Source organism: Amnibacterium sp. (genome assembly GCF_036559085.1).
Lineage (GTDB): Bacteria > Actinomycetota > Actinomycetes > Actinomycetales > Microbacteriaceae > Amnibacterium.
The window spans coordinates 1-16,522 of sequence record NZ_DATBTU010000062.1 but is presented as its reverse complement, the minus strand read 5'-3'; the positions used below and the strand labels follow the sequence as shown (position 1 = coordinate 16,522).

The window sequence follows — 16,522 nt, the reverse complement described above, 5'->3', positions numbered from 1 at the left end:
GAGCGGTCAACCGAGCAGGTAGATGCGCGCCTCCCACGCCGCGAGCTCGAGCTCACCCGTGCGCAGCACGTCGTCGGGCCCCGGATGCGTGCCGAGCAGGAGGCGCGAACCGGTCCAGCCGTCGCCGAGCTCGAGCGCCCGCGGGCTACGGCTGCAGTTCGCGATCACGAGCATCCGCTGGGTGTCGGTCGAGCGGGTGTAGGCCCACAGGTCGGGGTCGTTCTCGAGCACGCCGGCGAAGTCGCCGTCGGCGAAGATCTCGTGCTCGTGCCGCAGCCGGATGAGGTCGCGGTGGTGCGCGAAGACGGAGGTGGGGTCGTCGACCTGCGCCGCGGCGTTCAGCCACGACCGGTTCGGGTTCACCGGGAACCAGGGCGTGCCGGTGGTGAAGCCCGCCTGCTCGGTCGCGTCCCACTGCATCGGTGTGCGGGCGTTGTCGCGCGCCACCCGCGCCATCGACCGCAGCTCGATGACCTGGTCGAGGCCCCGGGCCACCACGTCCTTCCAGCGGTTGACGGACTCCACGTCCGCGAACTGGTCGGGCGAGGTGAAGGGGAAGTCGGTCATCCCGAGCTCCTCCCCCTGGTACACGTACGGCGTGCCGCGCATGCCGTGCAGGATCGTGCCGAGCGCCTTGGCCGAGTCGGCCCAGTACTCGGGGGCGTCGTCGCCGAAGCGGGAGACCGCGCGGGGCTGGTCGTGGTTGTCCCAGTAGAGGCTGTTCCAGCCGCGCTCGGCGAGCGCCACCTGCCAGCGGTGCAGGCTCTGCTTCAGCCGCACCCGGTCGAGGCCGATGTAGTCCCACTTGTTGCCGCCGTGGTCGATGCTCACGTGCTCGAACTGGAAGACCATGTCGACCTCGCGGCGGGCGGGATCGGTGTACAGCACCGCCTCCTCGGTGGTGACGCCCGGCATCTCGCCGACGGTCAGGAACTTCCCCTCGCGTCCCCCGAACACCTCGCGGTGCATCTCGGCGAGGAACTCGTGGATGCGGGGCCCGTTCGCGAACAGCTCGAAGGCGTTCACGTAGTGCTCGCCGGCGACCGGGAGCGCATCCGGGAAGTCCTGCTGCTTCGAGATGAAGTTGATGACGTCCATCCGGAAGCCGTCGACGCCGCGGTCGAGCCACCAGCGCATCATCGAGTAGACGGCCTCGCGGACGTCCTCGTTCTCCCAGTTGAGATCGGGCTGCTTCCGGTGGAACAGGTGCAGGTAGTACTGGCCGGATGCGGGGTCGAGCTGCCAGGCGGAGCCGGAGAAGAAGGAGCCCCAGTTGTTCGGCTCGGCGCCGTCGCGGCCGTCCCGCCAGATGTACCAGTCGCGCTTCGGGTCCTCGCGGCCGGACGCCGACGCGACGAACCAGGGGTGCTCGTCTGAGGTGTGGTTGACGACCAGGTCCATCAGCAGCTTCATGCCGCGGTCGTGGAGGCCGGCGATGAGGGCGTCGAGCTGCTCGAGCGTGCCGAACATCGGGTCGACGTCCTGGTAGTCGCTGATGTCGTAGCCGTTGTCGGCCTGCGGCGAGCGGTAGATCGGCGACAGCCAGAGGACGTCGACGCCGAGGGCCTGCAGGTGGGCGAGGTGGGCGAGGACGCCGCCGAGGTCACCGAAGCCGTCGCCGGTGGAGTCCGCGAAGCTCCGCGGGTACACCTGGTAGACGACGGCCTGCTTCCACCACGCGTCGATGCGACTCACGCATCCATCCTGGCCGATCGGCTAGAGCGCGATCTCCAGCACGTGGTCGTGCTCGTACTCGTCGCCGAGCCTGAAGCGCTTCGACCCGACCTGCGCGAAGCCGTGCTTCTCGTAGAAGCGGATGGCCCGCGCGTTCGCGATGTTGGTGCCGAGCCACATGCCGGCGGCACCGCGCGCACGCGCCTCGTCGAGGGTGCGGGCGAGCAGTGCGGCGGCGGTGCCCCGGCCGTGGTCGTCGGCCCGCACGTAGCACTTGGAGAGCTCGCTCGTCGGGCGGATGCGGATCGCCTGCCGCACATCGGGATCGCTCGTCTCGGTGAGCACGAGCATCGTGTAGCCGCGGAGCGGCGATCCGTCGCCCGGGTCGTCGACGAGGATCACCCGCTCGGGATCCCCGATGTACTCGAGGAACCGCGGTGCGCTGAGGTTCGTGGCGATGAAGTCCCGGGTCGCGGCCTCCGTGGTCGTCGGCGGGCACGCGAGCGGGAAGGTGACCGCGGCCACCTCGGCGAGCGCCGCCGCATCCGCGGGCACGGCGAGGCGGACGGTCACGCCTCCACCGTATCGGCGGTGCGTGCTCCCGCTGTCGGAGGGGTGTGATCACCTTCCCTCCGTCCGTGCCGGACCGATGAGGAGGGCACATGGCCGAGAAGATGGGGATCGAGGAGCGGATCGCGCACTTCCTGCGCGTCTCGCAGGACGCCGCGGCGACGCAGGCGGAGCGCGACACGGCGGGGCAGGAGGCGGAGCGGCTCCTCGCGAAGCACGCGGTCGACCGACTCACGCTCGACGTCGACGGGGCGCGGCGGCCGGAGCACGAGCCGATCGAGACGGGATCGATCGTCGTCCCCGGCGGCAAGGGCACGGTCTCGGTCGACGTCGTGCTCGGGCTCAGCGCGGTGGCCAGGTCGCTCGGCCTCGTGCCGTACTACTCCGACCGGCGCTCGACGGATCCTTGGGTGCGGCAGGACGGCGAGGACCCGCACGTCGTGCTCAGCGTCACCGGCTTCCGGTCCGACGTGGCGCTCGCGCTGCCGCTGCTCGAGTCGCTGCACACGCAGGCGGTGCTCGCGATGCGGTCCTGGTGGCGGAGCGAGCCGCGACACCGGGGCATCCCGAGGTACGACGCGCACCTCGCACGCTGCGCCTTCGTCCAGTCGTTCGGCGTCGGTGCGGCCGAACGGCTGAAGACCGCCAGGGACGAGGCCGTCACCACGACCGGCACCGCGCTCGTCGTCGCCTCCCGCGACGCGGAGGTGCGCGACTGGGTCGAGACGAACGTGGCGCTCCGCTCCCGGCGTGACCGCCGCTCGTTCTCCGGCTACGGACGCGGGCAGGGCTACGCGGCGGGGCTCCGCTCCACGGGCACGGCGAGGCGAGCGGTCTCCGCGGGGCGGTGACGCCCCACGCGCTAGATCGAGTCGGCCTCCGTCGGCGAGAGCAGCGCCTGCGCGACGCCGTCGGAGCCGATCACGGCGACCGGTCCGGTGGCGTTGTCCATGCCCGACAGCCGGGCGGGCGAGGTGAGGAACTCGACGCGGTCGCGGGTCATCAGCCCCGCCTCCACGACGAGGTCCGCCACGCTCCGCCCGGTGAGCAGCGCCGCCTTCGCGAGCGCCGAGGCCGCCGCGTACCCGATGTACGGCGTGAGGGCCGTCACCACACCCACCGAGGTGCGGACCATCGAGTCGAGCCGGTCGATGTTCGCCTGGATGCCGTCGACGCAGTTCACGCGCAGCGTGTTGCAGCCGGCGCCGAGCCAGGACACGTTCGTGAGGATCGAGTGGAGGATGAGCGGCTCGAACGCGTTGAGCTGCAGCTGCCCGGCCTCCGCCGCCATCGTCACGGACACGTCGTGACCGACGACGGCGAAGGCGATCTGGTTGACGACCTCGGGGATCACCGGGTTCACCTTGCCCGGCATGATCGAGGAGCCCGCCTGGCGGGGCGGCAGCACGATCTCGCCGAAGCCGGCCTGCGGACCCGACGACAGCAGGCGGAGGTCGTTGCAGATCTTGCTCAGCTTCACGGCGGCGCGCTTCAGCACGCCGGACATCTGCATGAAGACGCCGGTGTCGCTCGTGGCCTCGACGAGGTCGCGGGCGGTGACGTACTCCTCGCCGAGCAGCTCGCTGAGGTGGCGCCGCACGGTCGACGCGTAGCGGGGGTCGGCAGTGATGCCGGTCCCGATCGCGGTCGCGCCGAGGTTGATCTCGCGCAGCAGCGGCAGCACCTCGCGGATCCGGTCCTCGTCCTCGCCGAGGGTCGTGGCGAAGCCGTGGAACTCCTGGCCCAGGGTCATCGGCACCGCGTCCTGCAGCTGGGTGCGGCCGACCTTCAGCACGTCGTGGAACTCGTGGCCCTTCGCCGCGAACGACTCGCGGAGCGCCTCGTGCTCGCCGAGGAAGTCGCGCAGCGCCAGCGCGATGGAGATCTTCGCCGCGGTCGGGTAGACGTCGTTGGTGCTCTGGCTGCGGTTGACGTCGTCGATCGGGTTCATGAACGCGTAGTCGCCGAGGGGGCGACCGGCGAGCTCGAGGGCGACGTTCGCGACGACCTCGTTCGCGTTCATGTTCGTCGAGGTGCCCGCACCGCCCTGGATCACGTCGACGACGAACTGGTCGTGGAACCGGCCGTCGCGGATCAGGCGGCAGGCCTGCTCGATGAGCTCCGCCTTCTCCTCGCCGAGCACGCCGAGCTCACGGTTCGCGCGGGCCGCGGCCTGCTTGACGATCACGAGCGCGTCGACGAGGCGCGGATGGATGGAGATCGGCCGGCCCGAGATCGGGAAGTTCTCCAGCGCGCGGGCGGTGTGCGCGCCCCAGTACGCGGTCGCGGGGATGTCGACGGTGCCGAGGCTGTCGGTCTCGGTGCGGACGGCAGGGGCTTGGATGGTGTGGACGACGTCGGTCACGGTCTCCGACGCTAGCCGGATCACCACGCAAATCTCTGCCGCTCGCCTGCGAAAGCCTGCGTCCCGGGCCCTGCAACGTCTCGGAAGCTGTTGCACGGGGGTGCATAGGATGGCCGCGACGGGGAGGTCGCATGCGGATCACGGGTGCCGTGCTCGAGGAGATCGGGCGATCTGCCCCGTACCGCGACTCCCTCCCGCTCACCGTCGGGGCGCTCGAGCTCGCGGATCCCGGCCCGACCGAGCTGCTCGTCCGGATCGAGGCGGCGGGGATCTGCCACTCGGACCTCTCGGTCGTCGACGGCAACCGGCCGCGTCCCGTGCCGATGCTGCTCGGGCACGAGGCCGCGGGCATCGTCGAGGCCGCCGGGGACCGGGTCGGCGACGTCGCGATCGGCGACCGGGTCGTGCTCACCTTCCTGCCGCGCTGCGGCCAGTGCGCCGGCTGCCGCACGAACGGGCGCCTCCCCTGCGAGCGCGGCTCGGCGTCGAACGCCGCGGGCGAGCTGCTCGGCGGCGGCACCCGGCTGTCCCGGGACGGGACTCCCGTCGCGCACCACCTCGGCGCATCCGCCTTCGCCACCCATGCCGTCGTGGACCGCCGCTCCGTCGTCCCGGTCGGCGCCGACGTCCCGCCCGACGTCGCCGCACTGCTCGGCTGCGCGGTGCTCACCGGTGGCGGCGCCGTCCGCAACGCGTCGGGTGCCGCGCCGGGCGAGCCGATCCTGGTCGTCGGCCTGGGCGGCGTCGGCCTCGCGGCCGTGCTCGTGGCTCGCGCACTCGGGCATCCGGTGATCGCAGTCGACACGCTGCCGGCGAAGCTCGAGACCGCGGCGACGCTCGGTGCGGACCGGGTCGCGACGCCGGACGAGCTCGGCTCGACGACCGCCGCGGTGGTGATCGAGGCCGCCGGGTCAGCGCGCGCCTTCGAGACGGCGTTCGCCGCCACCGCCCCGGGCGGCACGACCGTCACCGTCGGCCTGCCCTCCCCCGCCGCGCGGGCATCCCTGCCGCCCCTCACCTTCACGGCGGAGGCACGGACCGTGATCGGCAGCTACCTCGGCTCGTCCGTCCCCGAGCGCGACGTGCCCGTGTACGCCGACCTCTGGCGCGCGGGACGCCTGCCGGTGGAGCGGCTCGTGTCGGCGACCCTCCCCCTGCAGGAGATCAACGGGGCGATGGACGCCCTCGCATCGAGCGCCGCGCTGCGGCAGCTCATCACCTTCGACGAGAGGAACTGACCCATGACCGACTCCCCCACCGAGCGCGTGGCGATCGTGACGGGTGCCGCCCGCGGCATCGGCGCGGCCATCGCGAAGCGGCTCGCGGCCGACGGCATGGCCGTCGGCGTGATCGACCTGGCCGAGGACGCGACCGCGGCGACCGTCGAGGCGATCCGGGCCGCCGGCGGCCGCGCGCTCGGCATCGGCGCCGACGTCACCGACGGCGAGCAGGTGCAGCGCGCCGTGCAGGCCGTCGCGGACGGTCTCGGCGCGCCGACGGTGCTCGTGAACAACGCGGGCATCCTCCGCGACAACCTCATCTTCAAGATGACCGACGAGGACTGGGACCGTGTCGTGGCCGTGCACCTGCGCGGCGCGTTCCTGATGACGCGCGAGGTGCAGCGGTACCAGGTCGAAGCGAAGTGGGGCAGGGTCGTCAGCCTCTCCTCCACCAGCGCGCTCGGCAACCGCGGCCAGGCGAACTACGCCGCGGTGAAGGCGGGCCTGCAGGGCTTCACGAAGACCATCGCGATCGAGCTCGGCCGCTACAACATCACCGCGAACGCGATCGCGCCCGGCTTCATCGCCACCGACATGCTGCGGCAGACGGCGGAGCGGATGAAGGTGAGCTTCGAGCAGTTCCTCGAGGGCGCGGCGCGGGAGATCCCGGTCGGGCGCGTCGGCCAGCCGGAGGACATCGCGAACGCCGCGAGCTTCTTCTGCTCCGAGGCGTCGTCGTTCGTCTCAGGCCAGGTCCTGTACGTGGCGGGCGGGCCGAAGGCATGAGCGTGACGTTCCCCTCGCCGGAGGCGCTGCTCGACGCCGTGGGCACCGACCTCGGCACGAGCGAGTGGATCACCGTCGGCCAGGAGCGGATCGACCGCTTCGCCGACGCGACCGACGACCACCAGTGGATCCACATCGACCCGGAGCGGGCCGCATCCGGGCCGTTCGGCAAGCCGATCGCGCACGGCTACCTCTCGCTGTCGCTGCTCGCGCCGCTCATGTTCGAGCTGCTGCACGTCGACGGCACCGCGCTCGTCGTGAACGCGGGCTCCGACCGGGTGCGCTTCCTCGCGCCGGTGACCGCGGGCACGCGGGTGCGCGCGAAGGCCACGATCACGGCGGCAGAGCGGATCCCCACCGGGATCCGCGTCCGCCAGTCGGTCACCCTCGAGGCCGAGGGCGCCGAGCGGCCTGCGCTCATCGCGGAGACCCTGACGGTGTTCGTCCCCGCCTGAGCGGACGCCTCATCCTTCAGGTGCAGCATGAGCCCATGAAGCTCGCGCTGCACTTCCCGAATTTCACGATGCCCGGCGCCCCCGACACGTTGCGGGGCCTGCTCGGCGACACCGCCCGCGCGGCCGATGAGGGCGGGTTCGCCGCGATGACGGTGATGGACCACTGGTTCCAGATGATCCCGATGGGTGGCTCGGCCGAGCCGATGCTCGAGGGCTACACGACGCTCGGCTACCTCGCGGCACTGACCGAGCGTCTCCGGCTCGGGACGCTCGTGACCGGCGTCACCTACCGCTATCCGGCGCTGCTGGCGAAGACGGTCACGACGCTCGACGTGCTGTCGAACGGCCGCGCCTTCCTCGGCATCGGGGCCGCCTGGTACGAGCAGGAGCACGACGCGTACGGGGTGCCGTTCCCGCCGCTGAAGGAGCGGTTCGAGCGGCTGACCGAGACGCTCGAGATCTGCGAGCAGATGTGGAGCGAGAACGACGGGCCGTACGACGGCAAGCACTACCGGCTCGGCGCGACGATCTGCAACCCGCAGCCCATCCAGCGCCCGCGGCCGCCGATCCTCATCGGTGGCGGCGGGGAGAAGAAGACGCTGCGCCTCGTCGCCGAGCACGGCGACGCCTGCAACCTCTTCGACCTCGGGCCGGAGGAGGTCGGGCGGAAGATCGACGTGCTGCGCGGGCACTGCGACGACGTCGGCCGCGACCTCGCGGAGATCCAGCTGACGCTCACCACGGGCGGCGAGGACGCGGAGACGGACGCGTTCCTCACGAAGATGGACGCCTACGCGCGGCTCGGGATCGACCAGGTCTGGGTCCGCGCTGCGGCACCCGACCCGGCCGGCACCGCGGCCCGGCTCGGCGAGCGGGTCGTCCCGCGCCTGGCCCAGCTCGGCGCCTGACCGTCCCACCCGGGCCGTTCGCGTCGCGATCCGTGCTGCTTCCCGCGAGGGGATGCGGCATGGATCGCGACGCGAACGAGTCAGCTGAGGCGCTCGATCACCATCGCCATGCCCTGGCCGCCGCCGACGCACATCGTCTCGAGGCCGAAGGTCGCGTCCTTCGTCTGCAGGGCGTTCAGGAGCGTGGTGGTGATGCGCGCCCCGGTCATGCCGAAGGGGTGCCCGAGGGCGATCGCGCCGCCGTGGACGTTGAGCTTCTCCCACGGCACGCCCAGCTGGTCGGCTGAGGGCACGACCTGCGCGGCGAACGCCTCGTTGATCTCGACGAGGTCGATGTCGTCGATCGACATGCCGGCGAGCGCGAGCGCCTTCCGGCTCGCCTCGACCGGACCGAGCCCCATGATCTCGGGCGAGAGCGCGCTGACGCCGGTGGAGACGATGCGGGCGAGCGGCGTGAGGCCGAGGTCCTTCGCGAGCGCGTCCGACACGATCACGAGCGCGGCGGCCCCGTCGTTGAGCGGGCAGGCGTTGCCCGCCGTGACGGTGCCGTCCTTGCGGAAGACCGGCTGCAGCTGGGAGAGCGTCTCCACGGTGACGCCGGCGCGCGGGCCGTCGTCACGACTGATGGTCCGGCCGTCGGGCGTGGTGACGGGCGTGATCTCGCGCTCGAAGACGCCGGCCGCGATCGCCGCCTCGGCCCGGTTCTGGCTGAGGGCTGCGTACTCGTCCTGCCGCGCGCGGCTCGTCCCGGTGAGGCCTGCCACGTTCTCGGCGGTCTGGCCCATCGCGATGTAGGCGTCCGGCAGCAGCCCGTCCTCGCGCGGGTCGTGCCACTCGCCGCCCTGCTCCGCCCGCTGCTTCGTGCGCTCCTCCGCATCCGCGAACACCGGGTTGAGGATGACGTGCGGGTCCTGGTTCGGGATGTAGTCGGCGCTGCCGTTCGCGGCGTGGGTGATGGACTCGACGCCCGCCGAGATGAACGCGGAGCCCTCCCCCGCCTTGATCGCGTGGAAGGCCATGCGCGTCGTCTGCAGGCTGGACGAGCAGTACCGGTTCACGGTGGTGCCGGGCAGGAAGTCGTAGCCGAGCTTCACGGCGAGGATGCGGGCCATGTTCATGCCCTGCTCGCCCCCCGGCATGCCGCAGCCGAGGATCAGGTCGTCGATCCGGCGCGGGTCGAGACCGGGGACGGCGTCGAGCGCCTCCTGGACCATGAGCGCCGCGAGGTCGTCCGGCCGGAACCCGACGAGCGACCCCTTGTTCGCCCGCCCGATCGGCGAGCGCTTCGCGGCGACGAGAACTGCTTCAGGCATCCGGATCCCTTTCGACTGCGGGTGACGGCTCAGACGAAGGCGGCGGAGCCGGTGATGGCGCGGCCGACGATGAGGGTGTTCATCTCGCGGGTGCCCTCGTAGGAGTAGATGGCTTCCGCGTCGGCGAAGAACCGGGCGACGCCCTTGTCGAGCACGATGCCGTTGCCGCCGAGGATCTCGCGGGCGTTGGCGACGGTCTCGCGCATCCGGGCGGTCGCGAACGCTTTCGCGAGGGCCGAGTGCTCGTCCTTCTGCTCGCCGGCGTCCTGCAGCTGCGAGGCGCGGAGGCAGACCGCGATCGAGGCGGTGATGTTGCCGACGCACTTCACGAGCAGGTCCTGGATGAGCTGGTGCGCGGCGATCGGCTTGCCGAACTGCACGCGCTCCTGGGCGTAGGCGAGGGCGGCCTCGTAGGCGCCGATCGCGATGCCGATCGCCTGCCAGGCGACCTCGCAGCGCGTCAGCCGCAGCACGTAGGCGACGTCGCGGAACGAGCGGATGCCGGGCAGCCGCATCGACTCGGGCACCTGCACGTCGGTCATCGTGATGTCGGCGTTCTGGACGCTGCGGAGGGCGATCTTGCCCTCGATCTTCGTGGCGCTGAAGCCCTCGGACGTGGTGTCGACGAGGAAGCCCTTGACCTGGCCGTCGGCCTCGTCCTTCGCGAAGATCACGACGATGTCGGCGAAGGTGGCGTTGCCGATCCAGCGCTTGGCGCCGTTCAGGATCCAGGTGTCGCCCTCGCGACGGGCGGTGGTGCGGAGGCCGCGGGCCGAGTCGGAGCCGGAGAAGGGTTCGGTGAGGCCGAAGGACGCGATCACCTCGGCGCTCGCCATCTTCGGCAGCCACTCCGCGCGCTGCTCGGGCGAGCCGCCGACGTCGACGGCGCCCATCGCGAGGCCGCTCTGCACCCCGACGAAGGTCGAGGCGGATGCGTCGACGCGGCCCATCTCGAGCGCCATCCAGCCGCGGTAGACGGCGCTGTTCTCGAAGCGGCGCACCTCGGGGATGAACGAGCCGAGGAGGCCGAGCCGGGCGAGGTTCGGGATGATCTGCTTCGGGAACTCCGCGCGCTCCCAGTAGTCGTTCGCGACCGGGCGGACCTCGGTCTCGAAGTACTCCCGCACGCGCGCCGCGCTCTCCCGCTCCTGAGGGGTCAGGAAGTCCTGGAAGTGGTAGAAGTCGCCCACGAGATAGGGCACGACGACCTCGCCGGCCTCGTCCAGGATCGACTCGTCGGTGGTCGTGATCGTCATCGCTGCTCCTCGTCGACTCGGCGCACGGCCGCGGCGGCGGCGCCCGGCAGCAGTGTACGCATCACATCGCGATGTGTTGCGGCTTCGCCCGATCCGCGCGGCTACGATCCAGTCATGGTCCCCGCCGCTGCGCCCTCCCGCGCCGCGCGCCTCGGCAGCCACGGCACGGTGCTCGTGCCGAGCGCCCTCTCGGTGCGGATCGACACGCATCCGGAGGCGACCCGGGCCTTCCTCGAGGCGCGGCACCGGTTCATCGCCGGCGAGCGGATCGACATGGGTGCGCTCGCGGCGACGTTCGGCGTCGACCGCACCTCGCTGTTCCGCTGGGTGGGCAACCGCGACCAGCTGCTCGCCGAGGTGCTCTGGTCGCTCGCCGTGCCGACGCTCGACGCGGCGGACGCCGCCGTCTCCGCGCGGGGCGCCGACCGCGTGGAGGCCGTGCTCACCCGCTTCGTCGCGGACCTCATCGGGGCGTCGTACTTCCGCGACTGGATCACCCGCGAGCCGTCCCGGGCGCTCCGCATCCTCACCACCGCGGCGAGCCCGGTGCACCGGCGCTTCGTCGCGGTCACCGAGACGCTGCTCGAGGAGGAGATCACGGACGGCCGGATGGCGACCCCGCTGCCCGTGCACGACCTCGCGACCGTGCTCGTGCGCGTCGCCGAGTCCTTCACGTACGCCGACCTGATCGCGGGCGAGAGCCCCGACGCCGACCGCGCCCGCGCGGCCCTCGCCCTGGTGCTCGCCCCGACCCGGATGGAGCCGCGATGACCGCCGACGCCCCCGAGACCCTCGACCGCTACGGCTGGACGCGGCCGTTCCCCACCCGCTGGCACGACAACGACGTGTTCGGGCACGTGAACAACACGATCTACTACGCGGCGATGGACACCACCGTGACCAGCTGGCTGCTCGGCCCCGGCGGCCACGCGCTCGTCGACGACAGCGACCCGGCCGTCGTGGTGGCCTCCTCCTGCCGCTACTTCGCATCCGGCGCGTTCCCCGACACCTTCGTCGTGGGGCTGCGGGCCGATCGGGTCGGCACCACGAGCGTGTCGTGGGGCCTCGGCATCTTCCGCGAGTCCGACTCGGAGCTGCTCGCCACCGGCTCCTTCGTGCACGTGTTCGTCGACCGCGAGACCCGGCGCCCGATCCCGGTGCCGGACGCGGTGCGGAACCGCATCCGCGCCGACCTAGCCTTACCCCACACGCACTGACGCGAGAAGGAACCCATGAACGACGACGTTCTGACCGGCCCCGGCAACGCGACCCTCTCGGTCGCCTCGATCCTGGCGGACGCCGCGTGGCGACGCCCGGAGAAGACGGCCCTCATCTGGGCGGGGCAGACCGGCCCCGACGCGCGGGTCACCTACGGGGACCTGTGGGAGCAGACGAAGGCCGTCGCCGGCGTGCTGCGCGACCGCGGCATCGCCGAGGGCGACCGGGTGGCGATGATGGTGCCGAACGTGCCCATGTTCGCCCGCGTCTACTACGCGGTGCTCGCCCTCGGCGCGGTCGTCGTGCCGATCCACCTCCTCTACAAGAAGGAGGAGATCGAGCACGTGCTGAAGGACAGCGGCGCGAAGGTCGTGGTGATCGCGGCCCCGTCGCTCGGCGAGGCGCTGCCCGCGGCCGCCGGCCTCGGCCTCGACGCGCTCTCGGTGCTGCTGCCCGAGGGGACCCGCGACCTGGTGCCGATCCCCCGCCTCGAGGACCTCGTCGTGGCGGGCGAGTCGACGCCGATCGCCCGGCACGTGAGCACCAACCCGCTCGCCCCCGCGACGATCCTCTACACGAGCGGCACGACCGGCGTGCCGAAGGGCGCGGTGGGCAGCCACCTCTCCATCGTCGAGAACGTGAACGCCTCCCTGATCGACTCGTTCGACATGACGAGCACCGACATCGTGTTCGGCGGGCTGCCCCTCTTCCACACCTTCGGCCAGACCTGCGTGCTGAACACCGCGTTCCGCACCGGCGCGACGATCGTGCTGCTGCCGAAGTTCGAGCCGCGGGCGGCGCTCGAGGCGATGATCGAGCACGAGGTCGGGATCTTCACCGCCGTGCCGACGATGTACGTCGCGCTGCTGCAGGCCGTCGCCGCGGGAGCGCCGAAGCCGCAGCTGCGCTACGCGATCTCGGGTGGCGCGCCGTTGCCGCTCGCCGTCCTCGAGGCGTTCGAGGAGGCCTTCGGCGCGGTCGTGCACGAGGGCTACGGCCTCACCGAGACCTCCCCGGTCGCGTCGTTCAACCGTGTCGGCGAGGAGATCCACCCGGGCACGGTCGGCCGGCGCATCTGGGGCGTCGACGTGATGATCGCGGATGCGGAGCAGGACCACGAGATCGTCGAGCTGCCGCACGGCGAGCTCGGCGAGATCGTCATCCGCGGTCACAACCTCTTCAAGGGCTACCTCGGTCGCCCGGAGGCGAACCGCGAGGCGGTCGTCGACGGCTGGTTCCGCACCGGCGACCTCGGGACGATCGACGACGAGAGCCTCATCACGATCGTCGACCGCAAGAAGGACATGATCGTCCGCAACGGCTACAACGTGTACCCGACCGAGGTCGAGAACGTGCTCGTGCGGCACGAGGCGGTGCAGACGGCCGCGGTCTTCGGCATCCCGCACGAGGTGCACGGCCAGGAGGTCGCGGCCGCGGTCGTGCTGAAGCCGGGCGCCGAGGTGACCGAGGACGAGCTGATCGGCTTCGTGAAGGACCGGATCGCGGCCTACAAGTTCCCGCGGGTCGTGCACTTCGTGCCGGAGTTCCCGCTCGGGCCCTCCGGCAAGGTGCTGAAGCGCGAGCTCGCCCGCGAGTACGGCTCGTGACGGGACCGGTTCCCGGACTCGATGTGGCGGCGCTCGCTGCCTGGCTGGACCGGACCCATCCGGAGCTCGCCGGTGACGGGCTGACGGCGACGGTGCTCGCCGGCGGCCGCAGCAACCTCACCTACCGGCTCGACGGCACCCGCCGGGACGGCGCGCCTGCCCCGCTCGTGCTGCGGCGGCCGCCGCTCGCGCACGTGCAGGCCACCGCGCACGACATGCGGCGCGAGTTCCGGGCGATCTCGGGCCTCGCCGGCACCGCGGTGCCCGTGCCGGCCGCGATCGACCTCGTCGCCGAGACCCAGCCGGACACCGGCGTGGACGCGCCGTTCTACCTGATGGAGCACGTCGACGGGCTCGTCGTGCGGTCGCCGGGCGACGACGCGGCGCTCGACGCGCCCGGCCGCCGCGCCGTCGCGTTCGCGCTGATCGACGTGCTCGCGGCGCTGCACACCCTCGACCCCGACGCGGTCGGCCTCGGCACCCTCGGCCGCCCCGAGGGCTACCTCGCGCGGCAGGTCGCCCGCTGGACCACCCAGTACGCCGGCTCCCGCACGCGGGAGCTGCCCGACCTCGACGCGCTTGCCAGCGCCCTGGCCGAGCGGGTGCCGCCGACGGCGGCGAGCGGGCTGCTGCACGGCGACTTCCGGCTCGACAACGCGATCCTCACGCCCGACGGCGCCGGCGGCGCGTCGATCGCGGCGGTGCTCGACTGGGAGATGGCGACGATCGGCGACGTGCTCGCCGACCTCACGCTCTGCACGCTCTACTGGCGGATCGGCGCGATCGCCGCCGAGGCCGGCGCCCCCTTCGCCACGGCGGTCGTCCCGGGCGCCGGCTACCCCGACGCGGACGAGCTCGTCGAGCACTACGTCCGCGTCACCGGCGCGGCGGTCGCCGACCTGGGCTGGTACGACGCGTTCGCGGCGTTCAAGCTCGCGGTGATCCTCGAGGGCGTGCATGCCCGCTACCTGCAGGGCGCGACCGTCGGCGCGGGCTTCGAATCGATCGGGACGCTCGTGCCGCTGCTCGCCGCGCACGGCCGCACCCGGTTCGCCGACCAGGACTGAAGGAGACCGGTGGACTTCGCACCCGACCCCCGCTCGGCGGAGCTCGACGCCGTGCTCGCGACGTTCCTCGCGGACCGGGTGCTGCCCGCGGAGCCCGTGCTCCAGGCAGAGCTCGCCGCCGACCCCGACCGCTGGGGTCCGACGCCGGTCATCGCGGCGCTGCAGGCCGAGGCACGGGCGCTCGGCCTCTCGAACCTCTTCCTGCCGCCGAACCCCCTCGGCCTCGGTGCCGGCCTGACGAACCTGCAGTACGCGCCGCTGGCCGAGCGGTCCGGGCGAAGCCCCCGCCTCGCGCCCGTGGCCATGAACTGCGCCGCGCCCGGCACCGGCAACATGGAGCTGCTCGTCCACTTCGGCACGGACGCCCAGCGCGAGCGGTGGCTGACGCCGCTGCTCGAGGGCACCGTCCGCTCGGCGTTCTGCATGACCGAGCCCGACGTCGCGTCCTCGGATGCGACGAACGTCGCCACCCGCATCCGCCGCGACGGCGACGAGTACGTCGTCGACGGCGTGAAGTGGTGGTCGACCGGGGCGATGGACCCGGACGCGAAGCTGCTGATCGTGATGGGCAAGACGGACCCGGAGGCAGACCGGCACCGGCAGCAGAGCATGCTGCTCGTACCGCGTGACACCCCGGGCGTCACGATCGTGCGGCCGCTCACGGTCTTCGGCTACGACGACCGGGAGCACGGCGGCCACGCCGAGATCCGGTTCGAGGGCGCGCGCGTGCCGGTGGCGAACCTGCTCGGCGGCGAGGGCGAGGGGTTCGCGATGGCGCAGGCCCGGCTCGGGCCAGGCCGCATCCATCACTGCATGCGCGCGATCGGCATGGCCGAGCGGGCCCTCGACCTCGTGCGGGAACGGGCCCTGTCGCGCACCGCGTTCGGCCGGCCGCTCGCCGACCAGGGCGTCGTGCGCGAGTGGCTCGCCGAGGCCCGGATCGAGCTCGAGGCCGTGCGGCTGCTCGTGCTGAAGACCGCCTGGCTGATGGACACCGTCGGCAACAAGGCGGCGCGCACCGAGATCCAGGCGATCAAGGTCGCGGTGCCGCGCGCGGTGCAGAAGATCCTCGACCGCTCGATCCAGCTGTTCGGCGGTGCGGGGGTCTCCGGTGACACCCCGCTCGCCGCCCTCTACGCGGCGGCGCGCACGCTGCGGATCGCCGATGGGCCCGACGAGGTGCACCTCGCCTCGCTCGGCCGCGCCGAGGTGCGTCGCTCCCCCGTATGACGCAGAGCCCTTGACGGGGCGTCGCCGGGCAGCGGACGCTGGGCGCGGGGGGATCGGGGATGAAGCGGTACAGGATCGGCAGCAGCGCCATCCGCGCGCTCGGCTACGACGAGCAGAGCCGCACGCTGGAGCTCGAGTTCATCAGCGGCGCGATCTACGACTACGACGGCGTGCCGCCGGAGGAGGTGCTCGCCATGCTCGAGGCCACCTCCCGCGGCAAGTACTTCGACGATCACATCCGCGGGCCGTACCCGTACCGCCGGATCGCCTGAGCGCTCAGCCGGGCATCGGCAGCGAGCCGCCGCCGTCGATCACGATCGTCTGGCCCGTGATCCAGGCGGCGTCCTCGGACAGGAGGAAGGCGACCGGACCGGCCACATCCGCCGGCTCGCCGAGGCGGCCGAGCGGATACGCGGCGGCGACCTGCGCCTCGCGGCCCTCGTAGAGCGCCCGCGCGAACCTCGTCTTCACGACGGCAGGAGCGACGGCGTTGACCCTGATGCGCGGGGCCAGCTCGTGGGCGAGCTGCGCGGTGAGCGAGATCAGGGCCGCCTTCGAGACGCCGTAGAAGCCGATGTTCGGGCTCGCGCCGATGCCGGCGATCGAGGCGATGTTCACGATCGCGCCGCACCGCTCCCCCATGCCGCGCTGCACCGCCTCGCGGGCATAGGCGAAGGCGCCGAGCACGTTCACCTCGAACAGCTTGCGCACGGCCGACTCGTCGATCTCGAGGGCCGGGCCGTAGGCGGGGTTCACGCCCGCGTTGTTCACGAGCAGGTCGACCGGCCCGAACGCCTCCTCGGCGGCGGCGAAGGCGGCCTGCCGTGCGGCCGGGTCGTCGGCGGGGCCGGCG

General features: G+C 72.2%; 17 protein-coding genes. 11 read left to right on the top strand and 6 right to left on the bottom strand.

The features are described 5' to 3' along the window. Positions 1–6: 6 nt before the first annotated feature. Both VIG76_RS11130 and VIG76_RS11125 read right to left on the bottom strand, forming a co-directional pair. Positions 7–1,695 carry an alpha-glucosidase gene (locus VIG76_RS11130; protein WP_331954093.1) on the bottom strand — a complete coding sequence of 563 codons (1,689 nt, stop codon included), beginning with the start codon at positions 1,693–1,695 and terminating at the stop codon, positions 7–9. Between the two features lie 21 nt (positions 1,696–1,716). After that, complete coding sequence (locus VIG76_RS11125) at positions 1,717–2,247, bottom strand: GNAT family N-acetyltransferase (RefSeq protein WP_331954090.1); 531 nt, start codon at positions 2,245–2,247, stop codon at positions 1,717–1,719. An 89-nt stretch (positions 2,248–2,336) separates the two neighbouring features. On the opposite strand from VIG76_RS11125, the gene VIG76_RS11120 reads away from it, so the two are divergent. Continuing rightward, positions 2,337–3,095: a hypothetical protein gene (locus tag VIG76_RS11120; protein WP_331954088.1), complete on the top strand. Its 759-nt coding sequence runs from the start codon at positions 2,337–2,339 to the stop codon at positions 3,093–3,095. 11 nt (positions 3,096–3,106) lie between these two features. On the opposite strand, the gene VIG76_RS11115 is transcribed toward VIG76_RS11120, so the two are convergent. Continuing rightward, entirely contained in the window at positions 3,107–4,609 is a 1,503-nt protein-coding gene (locus VIG76_RS11115) for an aspartate ammonia-lyase (protein WP_331954086.1), read from the bottom strand. A 131-nt stretch (positions 4,610–4,740) separates the two neighbouring features. On the opposite strand from VIG76_RS11115, the gene VIG76_RS11110 reads away from it, so the two are divergent. Genes VIG76_RS11110 through VIG76_RS11095 form a run of 4 tightly spaced genes read left to right on the top strand, consistent with a single transcriptional unit; the run spans position 4,741 to position 7,978 of the window. Further along, a complete protein-coding gene (locus tag VIG76_RS11110) occupies positions 4,741–5,847 on the top strand; it encodes an alcohol dehydrogenase catalytic domain-containing protein (RefSeq protein WP_331954084.1) in 1,107 nt (368 codons plus the stop codon). A 3-nt stretch (positions 5,848–5,850) separates the two neighbouring features. Next, positions 5,851–6,615, top strand: coding sequence for a 3-oxoacyl-ACP reductase FabG (fabG, locus tag VIG76_RS11105; RefSeq protein WP_331954082.1), 765 nt, complete (start codon positions 5,851–5,853; stop codon positions 6,613–6,615). Next, positions 6,612–7,070 carry a MaoC family dehydratase gene (locus VIG76_RS11100; protein WP_331954080.1) on the top strand — a complete coding sequence of 153 codons (459 nt, stop codon included), beginning with the start codon at positions 6,612–6,614 and terminating at the stop codon, positions 7,068–7,070. Before fabG ends, VIG76_RS11100 begins: the two co-directional genes overlap by 4 nt. A 35-nt stretch (positions 7,071–7,105) precedes the next feature. Next, complete coding sequence (locus tag VIG76_RS11095; protein WP_331954078.1) at positions 7,106–7,978, top strand: LLM class F420-dependent oxidoreductase; 873 nt, start codon at positions 7,106–7,108, stop codon at positions 7,976–7,978. An 80-nt stretch (positions 7,979–8,058) separates the two neighbouring features. Here the strand turns inward: VIG76_RS11095 and VIG76_RS11090 are convergent, their stop codons facing one another. Next, positions 8,059–9,291: an acetyl-CoA C-acetyltransferase gene (locus VIG76_RS11090; RefSeq protein ID WP_331954076.1), complete on the bottom strand. Its 1,233-nt coding sequence runs from the start codon at positions 9,289–9,291 to the stop codon at positions 8,059–8,061. Between the two features lie 29 nt (positions 9,292–9,320). Next, positions 9,321–10,547 carry an acyl-CoA dehydrogenase family protein gene (locus VIG76_RS11085; RefSeq protein WP_331954074.1) on the bottom strand — a complete coding sequence of 409 codons (1,227 nt, stop codon included), beginning with the start codon at positions 10,545–10,547 and terminating at the stop codon, positions 9,321–9,323. 114 nt (positions 10,548–10,661) lie between these two features. On the opposite strand from VIG76_RS11085, the gene VIG76_RS11080 reads away from it, so the two are divergent. The 6 genes from VIG76_RS11080 to VIG76_RS11055 are packed head-to-tail and all read left to right on the top strand — an operon-like array spanning position 10,662 to position 15,941. Beyond that, positions 10,662–11,318, top strand: a complete 657-nt coding sequence (locus tag VIG76_RS11080; protein WP_331954071.1) for a QsdR family transcriptional regulator — start codon at positions 10,662–10,664, stop codon at positions 11,316–11,318. Continuing rightward, positions 11,315–11,764, top strand: a complete 450-nt coding sequence (locus VIG76_RS11075) for an acyl-CoA thioesterase (RefSeq protein WP_331954069.1) — start codon at positions 11,315–11,317, stop codon at positions 11,762–11,764. The genes VIG76_RS11080 and VIG76_RS11075 overlap by 4 nt, the downstream gene beginning before the upstream one ends. A gap of 15 nt (positions 11,765–11,779) precedes the next feature. Continuing rightward, a complete protein-coding gene (locus VIG76_RS11070) occupies positions 11,780–13,372 on the top strand; it encodes a long-chain-fatty-acid--CoA ligase (RefSeq protein ID WP_331954067.1) in 1,593 nt (530 codons plus the stop codon). Beyond that, positions 13,369–14,439 carry a phosphotransferase family protein gene (locus VIG76_RS11065; RefSeq protein ID WP_331954065.1) on the top strand — a complete coding sequence of 357 codons (1,071 nt, stop codon included), beginning with the start codon at positions 13,369–13,371 and terminating at the stop codon, positions 14,437–14,439. Before VIG76_RS11070 ends, VIG76_RS11065 begins: the two co-directional genes overlap by 4 nt. A gap of 9 nt (positions 14,440–14,448) precedes the next feature. Continuing rightward, positions 14,449–15,669 (top strand): acyl-CoA dehydrogenase family protein, encoded by a 1,221-nt coding sequence (locus VIG76_RS11060; protein ID WP_331954063.1) that lies wholly within the window; start codon positions 14,449–14,451, stop codon positions 15,667–15,669. Positions 15,670–15,728: 59 nt separating this feature from the next. Continuing rightward, the gene (locus VIG76_RS11055) at positions 15,729–15,941 is read left to right on the top strand and encodes a KTSC domain-containing protein (protein ID WP_331954061.1); all 213 of its coding nucleotides are present in this window, start codon (positions 15,729–15,731) and stop codon (positions 15,939–15,941) included. Positions 15,942–15,945: 4 nt separating this feature from the next. Here VIG76_RS11055 and VIG76_RS11050 read toward each other — a convergent pair. After that, on the bottom strand, positions 15,946–16,522 hold a 577-nt coding region (locus VIG76_RS11050; RefSeq protein WP_331954059.1), incomplete at its 5' end, for an SDR family oxidoreductase.

What these genes read in the sequence shown, in the direction of transcription:
- VIG76_RS11055 (WP_331954061.1), top strand. Translation starts at nt 15,729, where the DNA reads ATGAAGCGGTACAGGATCGGCAGCAGCGCCATCCGCGCGCTCGGCTAC.
- VIG76_RS11090 (WP_331954076.1), bottom strand. Translation starts at nt 9,291, where the DNA reads ATGCCTGAAGCAGTTCTCGTCGCCGCGAAGCGCTCGCCGATCGGGCGG.
- VIG76_RS11075 (WP_331954069.1), top strand. Translation starts at nt 11,315, where the DNA reads ATGACCGCCGACGCCCCCGAGACCCTCGACCGCTACGGCTGGACGCGG.
- VIG76_RS11110 (WP_331954084.1), top strand. Translation starts at nt 4,741, where the DNA reads ATGCGGATCACGGGTGCCGTGCTCGAGGAGATCGGGCGATCTGCCCCG.
- VIG76_RS11120 (WP_331954088.1), top strand. Translation starts at nt 2,337, where the DNA reads ATGGCCGAGAAGATGGGGATCGAGGAGCGGATCGCGCACTTCCTGCGC.
- VIG76_RS11085 (WP_331954074.1), bottom strand. Translation starts at nt 10,547, where the DNA reads ATGACGATCACGACCACCGACGAGTCGATCCTGGACGAGGCCGGCGAG.
- VIG76_RS11070 (WP_331954067.1), top strand. Translation starts at nt 11,780, where the DNA reads ATGAACGACGACGTTCTGACCGGCCCCGGCAACGCGACCCTCTCGGTC.
- VIG76_RS11080 (WP_331954071.1), top strand. Translation starts at nt 10,662, where the DNA reads ATGGTCCCCGCCGCTGCGCCCTCCCGCGCCGCGCGCCTCGGCAGCCAC.
- fabG (WP_331954082.1), top strand. Translation starts at nt 5,851, where the DNA reads ATGACCGACTCCCCCACCGAGCGCGTGGCGATCGTGACGGGTGCCGCC.
- VIG76_RS11100 (WP_331954080.1), top strand. Translation starts at nt 6,612, where the DNA reads ATGAGCGTGACGTTCCCCTCGCCGGAGGCGCTGCTCGACGCCGTGGGC.
- VIG76_RS11095 (WP_331954078.1), top strand. Translation starts at nt 7,106, where the DNA reads ATGAAGCTCGCGCTGCACTTCCCGAATTTCACGATGCCCGGCGCCCCC.